14 protein-coding genes and 1 riboswitch are annotated in these 13,047 nt (G+C 72.7%); of the genes, 6 read left to right on the top strand and 8 right to left on the bottom strand.

What is annotated here, in order from left to right; translation table 11 throughout:
- Nucleotides 1-152: 152 nt before the first annotated feature.
- Nucleotides 153-2,075 carry an anthranilate synthase family protein gene (locus C7M71_RS06375; protein ID WP_114914220.1) on the bottom strand — a complete coding sequence of 641 codons (1,923 nt, stop codon included), beginning with the start codon at nucleotides 2,073-2,075 and terminating at the stop codon, nucleotides 153-155.
- A 281-nt stretch (nucleotides 2,076-2,356) separates the two neighbouring features.
- Here C7M71_RS06375 and C7M71_RS06370 point away from each other — a divergent pair, with 281 nt between their 5' ends.
- Entirely contained in the window at nucleotides 2,357-3,691 is a 1,335-nt protein-coding gene (locus tag C7M71_RS06370) for a class II 3-deoxy-7-phosphoheptulonate synthase (protein ID WP_111491744.1), read from the top strand.
- Between the two features lie 141 nt (nucleotides 3,692-3,832).
- Nucleotides 3,833-4,063, top strand: coding sequence for a (2Fe-2S)-binding protein (locus C7M71_RS06365; protein WP_111491731.1), 231 nt, complete (start codon nucleotides 3,833-3,835; stop codon nucleotides 4,061-4,063).
- Between the two features lie 3 nt (nucleotides 4,064-4,066).
- Here C7M71_RS06365 and bfr read toward each other — a convergent pair whose 3' ends face one another.
- A complete protein-coding gene (gene bfr, locus C7M71_RS06360) occupies nucleotides 4,067-4,546 on the bottom strand; it encodes a bacterioferritin (RefSeq protein ID WP_111491732.1) in 480 nt (159 codons plus the stop codon).
- A gap of 178 nt (nucleotides 4,547-4,724) precedes the next feature.
- Here bfr and C7M71_RS06355 point away from each other — a divergent pair, with 178 nt between their 5' ends.
- The 3 genes from C7M71_RS06355 (at nucleotide 4,725) to C7M71_RS06345 (ending at nucleotide 6,583) form a co-directional block, all read left to right on the top strand.
- Nucleotides 4,725-5,366 carry a sulfite oxidase-like oxidoreductase gene (locus C7M71_RS06355; RefSeq protein WP_229758570.1) on the top strand — a complete coding sequence of 214 codons (642 nt, stop codon included), beginning with the start codon at nucleotides 4,725-4,727 and terminating at the stop codon, nucleotides 5,364-5,366.
- Nucleotides 5,367-5,380: 14 nt separating this feature from the next.
- Nucleotides 5,381-6,253: an alpha/beta fold hydrolase gene (locus tag C7M71_RS06350; protein ID WP_111491734.1), complete on the top strand. Its 873-nt coding sequence runs from the start codon at nucleotides 5,381-5,383 to the stop codon at nucleotides 6,251-6,253.
- A gap of 108 nt (nucleotides 6,254-6,361) precedes the next feature.
- Entirely contained in the window at nucleotides 6,362-6,583 is a 222-nt protein-coding gene (locus C7M71_RS06345; protein WP_229758569.1) for an SGNH hydrolase domain-containing protein, read from the top strand.
- Between the two features lie 219 nt (nucleotides 6,584-6,802).
- Here C7M71_RS06345 and C7M71_RS06340 read toward each other — a convergent pair whose 3' ends face one another.
- From C7M71_RS06340 to C7M71_RS06330, 3 genes are all read right to left on the bottom strand, one after another.
- Complete coding sequence (locus C7M71_RS06340; protein ID WP_175607643.1) at nucleotides 6,803-7,411, bottom strand: GNAT family N-acetyltransferase; 609 nt, start codon at nucleotides 7,409-7,411, stop codon at nucleotides 6,803-6,805.
- Between the two features lie 33 nt (nucleotides 7,412-7,444).
- Nucleotides 7,445-9,412, bottom strand: coding sequence for a Stk1 family PASTA domain-containing Ser/Thr kinase (gene pknB, locus C7M71_RS06335; protein ID WP_111491736.1), 1,968 nt, complete (start codon nucleotides 9,410-9,412; stop codon nucleotides 7,445-7,447).
- A gap of 107 nt (nucleotides 9,413-9,519) precedes the next feature.
- Nucleotides 9,520-9,828, bottom strand: a complete 309-nt coding sequence (locus C7M71_RS06330) for an EamA family transporter (protein WP_111491737.1) — start codon at nucleotides 9,826-9,828, stop codon at nucleotides 9,520-9,522.
- A 46-nt stretch (nucleotides 9,829-9,874) separates the two neighbouring features.
- On the opposite strand from C7M71_RS06330, the gene C7M71_RS06325 reads away from it, so the two are divergent.
- Nucleotides 9,875-10,714, top strand: a complete 840-nt coding sequence (locus tag C7M71_RS06325) for a MurR/RpiR family transcriptional regulator (protein WP_111491738.1) — start codon at nucleotides 9,875-9,877, stop codon at nucleotides 10,712-10,714.
- A gap of 20 nt (nucleotides 10,715-10,734) precedes the next feature.
- Here the strand turns inward: C7M71_RS06325 and C7M71_RS06320 are convergent, their stop codons facing one another.
- The 3 genes from C7M71_RS06320 to thiO form a co-directional block, all read right to left on the bottom strand.
- The gene (locus tag C7M71_RS06320) at nucleotides 10,735-11,541 is read right to left on the bottom strand and encodes a thiazole synthase (protein WP_111491739.1); all 807 of its coding nucleotides are present in this window, start codon (nucleotides 11,539-11,541) and stop codon (nucleotides 10,735-10,737) included.
- 3 nt (nucleotides 11,542-11,544) lie between these two features.
- A complete protein-coding gene (thiS, locus tag C7M71_RS06315) occupies nucleotides 11,545-11,769 on the bottom strand; it encodes a sulfur carrier protein ThiS (RefSeq protein ID WP_175607642.1) in 225 nt (74 codons plus the stop codon).
- Nucleotides 11,766-12,935: a glycine oxidase ThiO gene (thiO, locus tag C7M71_RS06310; protein WP_111491746.1), complete on the bottom strand. Its 1,170-nt coding sequence runs from the start codon at nucleotides 12,933-12,935 to the stop codon at nucleotides 11,766-11,768. Before thiO ends, thiS begins: the two co-directional genes overlap by 4 nt.
- A riboswitch (TPP riboswitch) is annotated at nucleotides 12,930-13,042 on the bottom strand. It overlaps the preceding gene by 6 nt.
- Between the last annotated feature and the right edge of the window lie 5 nt (nucleotides 13,043-13,047).

Below are 13,047 nucleotides of genomic sequence, written 5' to 3'. Positions count from 1 at the left end.
CGGTCGCCCATGTCCCCGAGCCCGCTCCGCGCTGAGGACGTGGCAGCACCGGCCTCCTGAAGGTGGCCCGGGACCTCCCACCCCTACCCGTCCGCCACCCTCCGGCCGGTGGGGGAGGGGCTTGTCCGTGCATGGCTCGGGTGGGTGGGCTGTCAGCGGGTGGTGGGGACTGCGGTGTGGAGGAGGTTGGCGACGATGGCGGGGCCGTTGCGGGTGAGGACGGATTCGGGGTGGAACTGGACGCCGGCGAAGCCGGGGCCGCGGAGGGCGTGGACGTCGTTGGTGCGGGGGTCGCGGGCGACCTCGATGCCGAGGGTGGCGAGCCGGGCGGCGGCGGGGCCGTCGCAGCGGGCGGTGAAGGTGTTGTAGAAGCCGACCGTCTGCCGGTGTCCGAAGAGGTCGATCTCTTCCTGGGCGCCCTGGTAGGGGATGTGCTTGCGGCCGACGGGCAGGTCGAGTTCGGCGGCGAGCAGTTGCAGGCTGAGGCAGACCGCGAGGACGCCGCCGTGGTGGTGGGCCAGGGCGTCGGCGACGACGTGCCGCATCAGCTGCATCTTGGGGTCGGTGGGGTGGGTGGGGTCGCCCGGGCCGGGGCCGAGGACCAGGGGGCCGGGGTGGGCGGCGATGGTGTCGCGGAGGCCGGGGGAGTCGTAGCGGCGGACGGTGACCCGGTGGCCGAGTGAGCGGAGCAGATGGGCGAGCATCGAGGTGAAGGTGTCCTCGCAGTCCACCACCAGGGCGTGTGATCCGGCGGTCGGGGCGGGCTGCTGCATCCGCAGCCAGAACGGCGCCAGCCCGGCGCGGCGGGAGTCCAGTGCGGCCTGCACCCGGTGGTTGTCGGCGAGTCGGGGGCCGGGGTGGTCGGGGCGGCTCCGCCGGGTGGGGGAGGGGTGGGCGCCGATCGCGGTGAGCACGCCGGCGGCCTTGGCGTGGGTCTCGGCGACCTCGGAGTCGGGGTCGGAGTGGCGGACCAGGGTGGCGCCGACCCGGACCACCAGCCGGCCGGTGCCGGGGTCGATGTCGGCGGTGCGGATGCAGATGGGGGAGTCGAGGGTCTGCCCGCCGGTGCCGGTACGGCCGATCAGGGCGAGGGCGCCGGAGTAGTAGCCCCGGCCGGTGGCCTCGTAGCGGGAGATGACGCGGGTGGCGTTCTGTACGGGGCTGCCGGTGACGGTGGCGGCGAACATGGTCTCCCGCAGGACGTCGCGCACGTCGAGGCTGGTGCGGCCGCGCAGCTCGTACTCGGTGTGGGCGAGGTGTGCCATCTCCTTGAGGCGGGGGCCGAGGACCTGGCCGCCGAGGTCGCCGACGGTGCACATCATCTTGAGTTCCTCGTCGACCACCATGGTGAGCTCTTCGAGCTCCTTGGGGTCGTGCAGGAAGGCGAGCAGGGAGGGGAGGGTGGCTCCGCCGGAGGGGTAGCGGTAGGTGCCGGAGATGGGGTTCATCACAACGGTGCCGCCGGTCTGCCGGACATGGACCTCGGGGCTGGCGCCGACCAGGACGCGGTCACCGGTGTGGACCAGGAAGGTCCAGTACGCGCCGCGCTCCTGTTCCAGCAGGCGGCGGAAGAGGGTGAGGGCGAGGGCGGGGGTGAAGTCCTGGAGGGTGGCGGTGAAGTCGCGGCGGATGACGAAGTTGGCGCCCTCGCCGGTGCCGATCTCGTCCTCGATGACCCGGCGGACGATCTCCGCATAGCCGGGGTCGTCGATGTCGAAGGCGCCGTCGCGCAGCTCCACGGGTTGCTGGGGGAGTGCGGCCAGCAGCTGGGTGAGGGGGAAGGCGTGCTGCTCGGTGATGCGCAGGGCCTGGAGGGGGGTGCCGTCGTCGTGGGCGTCGAAGCCGCGTTCGCGGATCTGCCGGTACGGGACCAGGGCGAGCAGGTCGTGCACGGGGGTGCGGGAGGCCGGGGCGCCGGACGGCACCGGCAGGTCGGCCAGGGTCTGGTGGCCGGCCATCTCGCCGAGCAGGACCTCCACGGTGTCCGGGGCGATCCGGGGGGCCCGGCGGTGCAGCAGGGCGAAGGCGGGGGCGTCGGCGGAGGTGAGGCGGCTGACCAGGTCGGCGGGGGTCACGGGTCGTCCTTCCGGGGAGGGGGTGCGCGGGGGCTCCGCTGTCCGGGGAAGGTCGCCTCGATACGCCGACGGCCGCCCCGTGGGGCGGCCGTGGTGGCGTCAGGGACGCGCGATCAGTGGGCCGCCGAGGGGACGGTCCACCACCAGGAGAAGGTCCGGTGCGCGTTCATATGAGCGACTGTAGCGGATCAGGGGCCCTGTGGAGTGAAGATGCCCACACCGTGTCTCAGTCCTCGGGCGGCGGGGACGAAATCGCGGACACACACCGTAGCCTGGTGTACGTGACCGTGAACGATCTCCACACATGGCAGTCCCTGCCCGCGGCGCAGCAGCCCGAATGGCCGGATTCCGAGGCTCTGCGCAAGGTGCTCGCGGACCTCGCCTCGTATCCGCCTCTGGTGTTCGCCGGTGAGTGCGACCAGCTGCGCGCCCGGCTCGGGGCCGTCGCGCGAGGTGAGGCGTTCCTGCTCCAGGGGGGCGACTGCGCCGAGGCATTCGACGGTGTCTCCGCCGAGCACATCCGCAACAAGCTGAAGACGCTGCTCCAGATGGCGGTCGTGCTGACGTACGCCGCCTCGGTGCCGGTGGTCAAGGTCGGCCGGATCGCGGGCCAGTACTCCAAGCCGCGCTCCAAGTCCACCGAGACCCGCGACGGCGTGACGCTGCCCAGCTACCGGGGCGACTCGGTGAACGGCTTCGAGTTCACCGCCGAGGCGCGGATTCCGAACCCGGAGCGGCTGAAGCAGATGTACAACGCGTCGGCAGCCACCCTGAACCTGGTGCGCGCCTTCACCACGGGCGGCTATGCCGACCTGCGGCAGGTGCACGCCTGGAACCAGGACTTCGTGCGCAACTCCCCGGCCGGGCAGCGCTATGAGTCGCTGGCCAAGGAGATCGACAACGCGCTGGCCTTCATGCACGCCTGCGGGGTGGACCCGGAGGAGTTCAAGACGGTCGAGTTCTACTCGTCGCACGAGGCGCTGGTCCTGGACTACGAGACGGCGCTCACCCGGACCGACTCGCGGACCGGAGACCTGTACGACGTCTCCGGCCACATGGTGTGGATCGGCGAGCGGACCCGGCAGCTGGACGGCGCCCATGTGGAGTTCGCGGCCAAGGTCCGCAACCCGATCGGCGTGAAGCTGGGCCCGACCACCAGCCCGGAGGAGGCGCTCACCCTGATCGAGCGCCTGGACCCGGAGCGGGAGCCCGGGCGGCTCACCTTCATCACCCGGATGGGCGCGGGGAAGGTCCGCGACCGGCTGCCCACCCTGGTGGAGAAGGTCACCGCGTCCGGCGCCCAGCCGGTGTGGATCTGCGACCCGATGCACGGCAACACCTTCGAGGCCGAGACCGGCCACAAGACCCGCCGCTTCGACGATGTGCTGGACGAGGTCAAGGGGTTCTTCGAGGTGCACCGCGCGCTGGGCACCCACCCGGGCGGCATCCATGTCGAGCTGACCGGCGACGATGTCACCGAGTGCGTGGGCGGCGGCGACGAGGTCTTCGTGGACGACCTGCACCAGCGCTACGAGACCGCCTGCGACCCGCGTCTCAACCGCAGCCAGTCGCTGGACCTGGCGTTCCTGGTGGCGGAGATGTACCGGGGCCACTGAGCCGGAGTGTGACGAAGGCCCCCTCGAAAATCGGGCATCCGGTACCGAGGGGGCTTTTCGCATCCCGGAGCCGCCGGTAAGGTAAGGCTTAGTCGAGTTAGGCAAGCCTTGGCTGAACGGCCGTGAGGGGGAGACCGCGCGATGTATGTCTGTAGTTGCCACGCGGTCACCGAGCAGCGCGTCCGGCAGGAGATCTCGGAGGGGGCGACCACGCCCCGCCAGGTCGCCAACGGCTGCGGGGCCGGCACGGACTGCGGCTCCTGCGTCCGCCGGATCCAGGCCCTGCTGGGCCACCACGGCGCCCGTCCGTGCCCCACCGCCCGCCTCGCCGCCCGGCTGGGACTGCCCGAGGTGGCGGCCGACGCCGCGTAGCGCTCAGCTGTCCGGCTGTTCGACCACCTGGGCGAGGTACAGCGGCTCGCCGAGCTTCTCGACCAGCGCCAGCTGGGTGTCCAGGTAGTCGATGTGGTCCTCCTCGTCCTTGAGGATGTCCTCGAAGATATTGGCCGAGGTGATGTCCTGCTTGGCGCGCATCACCACGATCCCGCGCCGCAGCCGGTCGATGGCCTCCACCTCGACCTGGCGGTCGGCCTCGAACATCTCGGTGACCGTCTGGCCGACCCTGATGTGGAAGAGCCGCTGGTAGTTGGGCAGGCCCTCCAGGAAGATGATCCGGTCGGTCAGGATCTCGGCGTGCCGCATCTCGTCGAAGGACTCGTGCCGGGTGTGCTTGGCGAGCTTGATCCAGCCGTGGTGCTCCTGCAGCTTGGCGTGCAGGAAGTACTGGTTGATCGCGGTGAGCTCGCCGGTCAGCTGCTCATTGAGGAACTCGATGATCTCGGGGTCGCCCTGCATGGGTGCACTCCACGTCTCTGGTGATTTGGCCGCATCTGTCCGGATTTAGTGGCTCTGGGCATCGTGGCACCGGGGTGGGCGGAAGTGCCAGTAAGTGCACACTCACTCGGTTTGTGTGTTCTGCGGTGGAACAGGGGCACCTGAGGGATCCGTCCACCCCTCTGCGACCATGGGAGGTATGGGGCAGTTCGAACACCAGCAGCAGGGCGCACGGCCTGAAGAGGCCGACCCTCGGCTGCCCCCGGGCCAGCGGACACAGCGCGGCTGGCCGGTGCTGCACTATGGTCCCGTCCCCCGGTTCAAGCCGCTGACCTGGCAGTTTCAGGTCTTCGGCGCCACCGCCTCAGGCGAGAAGCAGAGCTGGGACCATGAGCGGTTCTGCGCCCTGCCCCGCATCACCGTGCACGGCGACCTGCACTGCGTCACCCGGTTCTCCATGCTGGACAACGAATGGAGCGGTGTCGCCACCCGCACCGTGCTGGAACTGGCCCCGCCCGCCCCCGACGTCACCCATGTGATGGTGTGGGCCGAGTACGGATACAGCTCCAACCTGCGGCTGGCCGACTTCGCCGACGAGCGCTCGCTCTTCGCCACCCACCGGGGCGGCGAGCCCCTGACCGTGGAGCACGGCTTTCCGGTGCGCCTGATCGTGCCGCAGCTGTACGCCTGGAAGGGCCCCAAATGGGTGCGCGCGGTGGAGTACATGCGCGCCGACCGGCGAGGCTTCTGGGAGGAGCGCGGCTACCACAACCTCGGTGACCCCTGGCAGGAGCAGCGCTACTCCTACCAGGAGCGCCCCGGGGACGGCCCCGAGCTGTAACCGCGAGGTGAGAGATGACCCCTTCCGTACACCACCGCACCGCGACCGTCGACGGCCTGGAGGTCTTCTACCGGGAGGCCGGACTGAGCGAGGCGCCGGCCGTCGTGCTGCTGCACGGCTTCCCGGCCAGCTCCCATATGTTCCGCCATCTGATCCCGGCGCTGGCCGACCGCTACCACGTCATCGCCCCGGACCACATCGGCTTCGGCTTCTCCGCGATGCCGACCGTGGCCGACTTCGGCTACACCTTCGACGCGCTCACCGACGTCACTGCGGGCCTGCTGGGCAGGCTGGGCGTCGAGACGTTCGCGATGTATGTGCATGACTACGGCGCCCCCATCGGGTGGCGGCTGGCCGTCCGCTCGCCGGAGCGGGTCACCGCGATCATCACCCAGAACGGCAACGGCTACACCGAGGGCTTCGTCAGGTCCTTCTGGGACGGGCTCTTCGCCTATGCGGCAGCACCCGGGCCGGAGACCGAACCCGGCGTCCGCGCCGCCCTCACCCTGGACATCACCCGCTGGCAGTACCTGAACGGCGTCCCCGACCCCACCCTGGTCAGCCCCGACACCTGGACCCATGACCAGGCCCTGCTGGACCGCCCGGGCAACGACGAGATCCAGCTGAAGCTCTTCCGCGACTACCCGTCCAACGTCGACCGCTACCCCGAGCTCCAGGAGTACTTCCGCGCCGCCCGGGTCCCCCTGCTGGCGGTCTGGGGAGCGGGCGACGAGATCTTCGGCCCCGACGGCGCCCGCGCCTTCCGACGCGACCTCCCCGACGCCGAGGTCCACCTCCTCGACTCCGGCCACTTCGCCCTGGAGAGCCACCTCGACACCATCGCCGGCTACATCCGAGGCTTCCTCGGCCGAGTCCTCACCCGGTGACCCAGCACAGGGCGCCCTTCTGCTCCCAGGGCGCGACATACCCGGGTTTGGGATCGCCCGGTTCCGTCGGACGGCCTTGTCGAGTTTACCGAGCGACTGACTGGGCGTTTGATCAAGGCGGCAGCGGCCGCCGAGCACGTGGCGACCATCGACCCCTACGACTGGGTCTGCGCTCCGTCCGGAAACTGCCCGATCGCGGTGAGGAACACCATGGTCTACCGGGACTACGGCCATCGTGCGGACAAGTTCGTGGAGGCGCTGACCCCGGTGATGGAGCAGGAACTGCTGCGGCTCTTCGGGGCGGACCTGAGCCGGCGTCCCGGGGCCTGAGCCGGCACGCGGCAGCCCCACCGCATCAGCAGATCGCCCGACGGGCGGCTGCGACAGGTGCGTAGGGTCAGCCGCTTCGCACGGCCACTCGGACGCACGGTCGGCCCACCCAGCCGAGTTCGGGTGGGCCGTTCAGGACCTCGTGGAGACCCGCCGGACCTCCCCCGGCGGGCCCCGGCCGTCACCGGTGATCGGTGGGGCGGGGTGGGTGGGCGAGGGTCAGTGGGGTGTGCTGCCGGGGTGGTCGCGGTAGGCGTGCGGCCAGGGGCCCGGGGGGTGGGTGAGGGGTTCCTGGGTGGTGCGGGTGTCGTAGCGGGTCATGCCGCGGGACTCGTAGTTGGGCAGTGCCGCCGGGCCGTCCTGGTCGCAGGTGTGGACCCAGATGCGGCGGGTGGGGGAGAGGGCGGGCCAGCGGTCGGCGAGGTCCCAGGCGCGGGCGAGTCCGAGGGAGAGGAGGTGGCCGCCGATGCGCTGGCCGTGGAAGGCGGGGACCAGGCCGAAGTAGGCGATCTCCACCTCGCCGGGGCCGGTGGGGGAGAGTTCGAGATAGCCGGCCGGGGTGGAGCGGACCCAGGCGACCCAGGTCTCCATGCCGTCCCGGTTCAGGTACTGCTCCCACTGGCGGTGGGTCCAGGGCAGCCGGTCGGTCCAGGTCCAGTCGCCGCCCACGGCGGTGTAGAGGAACCGGTTGAACGCCGGGTAGGCGGCCTCCGCGCGGGACACCGTGAGGCCGACCGAGGCCGGGGGCGCGGGGGAGGGCCGCAGGGCGTCCGGGGAGGTCTGCTCCAGGTACCAGGTGGTGACGGTGACGGTGGGCTGCGCGGTCATGGCCGTCATCCCATCACGGCGCCTCGCGGTGGGTCACAGCAGCACGATGGTGACGGTGGTGCCCTTGGGCTTCTGGTCGTCGCCGCCGGGGCTCTGGTTGCGGACCGCGGGGTTGCCGAAGGGGTTGAGCCGGACCACCCGTACGTCGAAGCCGGCCGCCTGGAGGGTCGCCGTGGCCTCGTCCTCCGTTTTGCCGCGGACATCCGGCACCGGGAAGAGCTGGGGGCCCTTGGAGACGGTCAGGGTGACGGTGGCGCCCGGTCCCGCGCGGTCGTCCGGGTCCTGGGCGGCGACCGAGCCGGCGTCCACGGTGTCGGAGAAGACCTGCTCGGGGCTGATCTGCACGGTGAAGCCCTGGTCGGTCAGCCGCGCCTGGGCCTCGTCCACCCGCAGGCCGACCACCGGCGGCACCGGCAGCGGCGCCGGGCCCTTGCTGACCACCAGCGAGACCGGTGTCTCCCGGGCCAGCTCCCGGCCCGCCTCCGGGCTGCTGCTGATCACCGCGCCCGGGGGGAGGGCGTCGCTGAAGTCCGCGGTGGTGGTGCCCGGGGCCAGCCCGACGTCGGTGAGCTGCCTGCGGGCCTCGTCCAGCGGCCTGCCCGCCAGCCGGGGCACCGCGATCCGCTCGGGCCCCTTGGAGAGCACCACCTTCACCGGGTCGTCCTTGCGGGTGCGCGCCCCCGGCCCGGGGTCGCTCTCGATCACCTGGCCGCGTGCCACCGTCTCGGAGAACGCCTCGGTGAAGGAGGCGGTCAGCCCGGCGGCGCTCAGCCGCGCCGAGGCGGCGTCCCGGCCCAGCCCCAGCACGCTGGGCGTGGTCGCGTACAGGGCGCCGGAGAGCAGCCAGGTGGCCAGGCCCACCGCCACCACCAGCGCGGTGAGCACGGCCACGGTGATCGGCCCGCGCCGGGAGCGCCGGGGCCGGGGGGCCTCGTCGTACGGGGACGGCTCGGCGTACGGGGAGGGCTCGTCGTACGGGCGGCTCTGCGGCATCACCAGGTCCGACGGCAGCTCCAGCACGCTGGTGGGCTCGGGGGCGCCCGCGCCGCCGGGTACCGCCGGGAGCATCGTGGTGGGCTCGCTGGTGGAGTACTGCGGGGTGGAGCGGGAGGAGGCCGGCGGCTCGGCGTCCAGCTGCGCCGGGGCGAGGGTGCGGCGCAGCCGCTGGAGCGCGGCCAGCAGTTCCACGGCGTCGTACGGGCGGCGCCCCGGCTCGCGGGCGGTGGCCGAGGTCACCACGGCGTCGAGGTCGCGGGGCAGACCGGGCACGGCGAGCGAGGGCGGCGGGACGTCCTCGCTGAGGTGCCGCTGGATGATCTGGGCGGGGGAGTCGCCGGAGTGCGGCTTGCGGCCGGTGAGCATCTCGTACAGCAGGATGCCGCAGGCGTACACATCGGAGCGGGGGTCGGCCGGGCGCTGCTGGATCTGCTCGGGTGAGAGGTAGGAGACGCTGCCGATCACCGTGCCGAGCGGCGTGGAGCCGGTCTGCGCGGAGTCGCCGGCGACCGTGCGGACCAGCCCGAAGTCGGCGACCTTCACCAGGCCGCCCTCGGTGATCAGGACGTTCTCCGGCTTGACGTCGCGGTGCACCAGCCCGGCGCGGTGGGCGGCGCCCAGCGCGGCCAGGACCGGCTCCAGGATGTCCAGGGCGGCGCGGATGGAGAGCGCGCCCCGGTCGCGCAGCACGTCGCGCAGGGTGCAGCCCGGCACGTACTCCATGGCCAGGAAGACATGGGAGCCGTCGGCGCCCTGGTCGAAGACATTGACCACATTGGGGTGGGAGAGCCGGGCGACGGCCTTGGCCTCGCGGATGAAGCGGCTGGTGAACTCGGCGTCGGCGGCGAGCGCAGGGTGCATCACCTTCAGCGCCAGCACCCGGTCCAGCCGGGTGTCGGTGCCCCGGTAGACGGTGGCCATACCGCCCACCGCGAGGCGCTGCTCGACCCGGTAGCGGCCGTCGAGCAGCGCTCCGATGAGCGGGTCGTGCAACGTCGTGTCCACGAGGGGAGTCTAAGGGCGGGCGCTGTCGCGGGAGTCCCGGAGGGCGTGGAGGGGACCCCTTGCGGGTGACCTGTACCGGGTCTGTGACCGTCCTGGCACGGTTCTGCTCAGGGATGGGCGAGCTCCAGCACGGCGATACCGGCCAGGACGGTGGCGCTGGCCGCGAGGCGCAGGTGGCCGAAGCGCTCCCGGAAGACCAGGGTGCCGATCAGGGCGGCGATGACGATGCTGGTCTCGCGCAGCGCCGCGATGGTGGCGAGGTTGCCCCGGGCCTGCGCCCAGACCACGAGTCCGTAGGCCAGCAGGGAGAGCACCCCTCCGGTGAGGCCGCGCCCGCAGACGGGCCTGAGCCGGGCGGTCAGTGCGCGGCCCCGCCGAGCCCAGGCGATCAGCGGCAGGGCCGGGCCCTGGAGCAGGACCCTCCCGGTGTGCTGGAATCGCGTTCCACGGTATCCTAATCACATGGAACGGAATTCCGAGGAACTCGCCGCCCAGGTCCGCGCACACCTGCCGGAGCTGCGCGACGCCGAGGCCCGCGTCGCCCGGGTGGTCCTCGACCAGGGCGCGGACCTGGTGCACCTCAGCGTCAGCGATGTCGCCGCGCTGGCCGGTACCGCACCGTCCTCCGTGGTCCGCGCCTGCCAGCGGATGGGTTTCCGGGGCTACCAGGAGCTGAAGATCGCCGCAGCGCGCCAGGCCCCCCGCACCCGCCCCTCCGAGGACCGGGACCCCGCCACCCGCGCGATCAGCGACACCGTGCACGCCGCCCGGGAGGCGCTGGGCGGGCTGGCGGCCACCCTCTCCGCGACCGAGCTGCGCCAGGCGGCGGACGCCCTGCACCGGGCGACCCGCGTCCTGGTCGTCGGTGCGGGGCTGTCCGGCGCGGTGGTCACCGATGCCGCCTACCGGCTGCGCGCACTGGGCTGCGCCGTCGACGCACCCGCCGACCCGATCACCGCGCAACTGGCCGCCGGGCTGCTGCCCGACTCCGCCGTCTGCCTGGCCGTCAGCCACACCGGCGCCACCCGCAGCACGGTCGACGCCGCCCGCCGGGCGCGCGCGGCAGGGGCGGGCGTCATCGCCGTGACCAGCTACGCCCACTCACCGCTGAGCGAGACCAGCAGCTGGACATTGGTCGCCGGTGGCCAGGACCTCGTCTTCGGGCTGGAGACCGTCGCCAGCCGACTCGCCCACCTCGCCGCGATCGACGCCCTGACCCTGACCCTGCTGGCGCTGCGCGGCGCCGACGCCGAACGGGCCCTGGAGCTGTCGGCGGACGTCACGGCCGACCATGCGTACTGACCTCAGAACGCTTGCTGACCTCAGAACGTCTGGAAGGCGGGCATCTCCCGGTGGTCCAGCTCGGCCCGGCCCGCAAGCGGCGACGACGCCTCGGCGTGGAACCGGCGCGGAATGCGCCCCGCCCGCCGGGCCAGCCGCCCCGCCTCCACCGCCCGCCGCATCGCGTCGGCCATCAGCGCCGGGTCCTGGGCACGGGTGACGGCGGAGGCCAGCATCACCGCGTCGCAGCCCAGCTCCATCGCGAAGGCGGCGTCCGAGGCGGTGCCCGCGCCCGCGTCCAGCACCACCGGCACCCCGGCGTTCTCCACGATCAGCTGGAAGTTGTGCGGATTGCGGATGCCCAGCCCGGAGCCGATCGGCGAACCCAGCGGCATCACCGCCGCGCAGCCCACCTCCTCCAGCCGCCGCGCCAGCACCGGGTCGTCACTGGTGTACGGCAGCACCGTGAAGCCGTCGTCCACCAGCGTCTCCGCCGCCTCCAGCAGCTCCACCGGGTCCGGCAGCAGGGTGCGCTCGTCCGCGACCACCTCCAGCTTCACCCAGTCGGTGCCCAGCGCCTCCCGGGCCAGCCGGGCGGTCAGCACCGCCTCGCCCGCCGTGAAGCAGCCCGCCGTGTTGGGCAGCACCCGGATGGAGTTGCGGGCCAGCACCTCCAGCACCGACCCCTTGACGGTCGGGTCGACCCGGCGCATCGCCACCGTGGTCAGCTCCGTACCGGACACCCGCAGCGCCTGCTCCAGCACCTCCAGGCTGGGAGCACCGCCGGTACCCATGATCAGCCGGGAGGTGAAGGCCGTCCCGGCGATGGTGAGAACGTCGTCCGCCATGGTTCAGCCTCCCTGGACCGCGGTCAGGATCTCGATCCGGTCGTCCTCCGCGAGCGGCGTGGCGCCCCAGGCGCTGCGCGGCACCACGGCCTCGTTGACGGCGGCGGCCACCCCCGAGGGCGCGCTGCTGAGGGTCGCCACCACATCGGCGAGGGTGGCGCCGCCGGGGACGCGGCGCGGCTCGCCGTTCACGGAGAGGGCGATCTGCGGGGGGTGCGGTGCGGTCATCGCAGGACCTCCTGGGCGAGGGTCGGGGTACGGGAGAAACGGCTGGTCAGGAAGGGTGCGGCCAGCTCGGGCAGCCGACCGGTGGCCAGGTACTCGGCGATCAGGTCGCCGGTGACCGGGGTCAGCAGCACCCCGTTGCGGTGGTGGCCGGTGGCGGCGACCAGGCCCGGCAGCGCCGTGGGGCCCAGCAGCGGGGCGTTGTCGGGCGAGCCGGGACGCAGCCCGGCGCCGGTCTCCACCAGCGGCAGCTCGGTGATGCCGGGGATCAGCTCATGGGCGTCGCGCAGCAGCTCGTACACCCCGCCCGCCGTCACCGTGGTGTCGTACCCCAGCTCCTCGGTGGTGGCGCCGATCACCAGCTCGCCGTCCTCGCGCGGCACCAGGTAGATATGGCAGCCGCGCACCACCGCCCGGACATTGCGGGAGAGGAACGGCGCGTACACCGGCGGCACCCGCAGCCGCACCACCTGGCCCTTCACCGGGCGCACCGGCGGCAGCACACCGTCGGGCAGGCCCGGCAGCAGATGGCTGCGGCTGCCCGCCGCCAGCACCACCTGGTCGGCGGTGAACTCCTCACCGGAGTCGGCCACCGCCCCGGTCGCCCGGTCCGACCGCACGGTGAGCCGCGCGGCGGCGGCCGGGACCAGCCGCACCCCGGCCCGGCGGCACGCCGCCACCAGGGCGGCGCCCACCCGGCGGCCGTCCACCTGGTGGTCCTCGGCCACATGCAGGCCGCCGCGTACGGACGGCGCCAGCATCGGCTCCAGCCGGCGGGCCTCGCGGCCGGTCAGCCAGGTCGAGTCCAGGCCGAGCCGCTGGTGGAAGGCGTACAGCTCCAGCAGCTCCGCCCGGTCGTCGGAGTCCAGCGCCACCGCGAGGGTGCCGCAGGCGCGGTAGCCGGTGGAGAGCCCGGACACCTCCTCCAGCTCGGCGGCGAAGGCCGCGTACCGCGCATTGGAGGCCATGCCCAGCCGCAGCAGCGGCTCCTCGCCGTACTGCAACTCGGTGACCGGTGCCAGCATCCCGGCGGCGACCTGCGCGGCCCCATGGCCGGGGTCGGGGTCCAGCACCGCCACCGAGAGGCCGCGCTGCGCCGTCTGCCAGGCCACGGCGAGGCCGATGATCCCGCCGCCGACGACCAGTACATCCGTCTCTGTGCGTACCAAGGCTGCGACTCTCCCTTCGCCGGCATGACCCGGATCAGGTTCCGACGGTCGGAGGCCGCTCCAGCCTCCCTCTCAGCCCGGTGCGCCGGGCTCCCGCGTGTACGCCCCCAGC

The organism is Peterkaempfera bronchialis (assembly GCF_003258605.2).
Lineage (GTDB): Bacteria > Actinomycetota > Actinomycetes > Streptomycetales > Streptomycetaceae > Peterkaempfera > Peterkaempfera bronchialis.
Note: the sequence above shows the minus strand (reverse complement) of the source record. Positions and strands in the feature narration are given on the sequence as shown.

Excerpts from the sequence above, each read along its gene's own strand:
- C7M71_RS06355 (WP_229758570.1), top strand. The coding sequence starts at position 4,725 with ATGGGGCAGTTCGAACACCAGCAGCAGGGCGCACGGCCTGAAGAGGCC.
- bfr (WP_111491732.1), bottom strand. The coding sequence starts at position 4,546 with ATGCAGGGCGACCCCGAGATCATCGAGTTCCTCAATGAGCAGCTGACC.
- C7M71_RS06325 (WP_111491738.1), top strand. The coding sequence starts at position 9,875 with ATGGAACGGAATTCCGAGGAACTCGCCGCCCAGGTCCGCGCACACCTG.
- thiS (WP_175607642.1), bottom strand. The coding sequence starts at position 11,769 with ATGACCGCACCGCACCCCCCGCAGATCGCCCTCTCCGTGAACGGCGAG.
- C7M71_RS06350 (WP_111491734.1), top strand. The coding sequence starts at position 5,381 with ATGACCCCTTCCGTACACCACCGCACCGCGACCGTCGACGGCCTGGAG.
- C7M71_RS06320 (WP_111491739.1), bottom strand. The coding sequence starts at position 11,541 with ATGGCGGACGACGTTCTCACCATCGCCGGGACGGCCTTCACCTCCCGG.
- C7M71_RS06340 (WP_175607643.1), bottom strand. The coding sequence starts at position 7,411 with ATGACCGCGCAGCCCACCGTCACCGTCACCACCTGGTACCTGGAGCAG.
- C7M71_RS06365 (WP_111491731.1), top strand. The coding sequence starts at position 3,833 with ATGTATGTCTGTAGTTGCCACGCGGTCACCGAGCAGCGCGTCCGGCAG.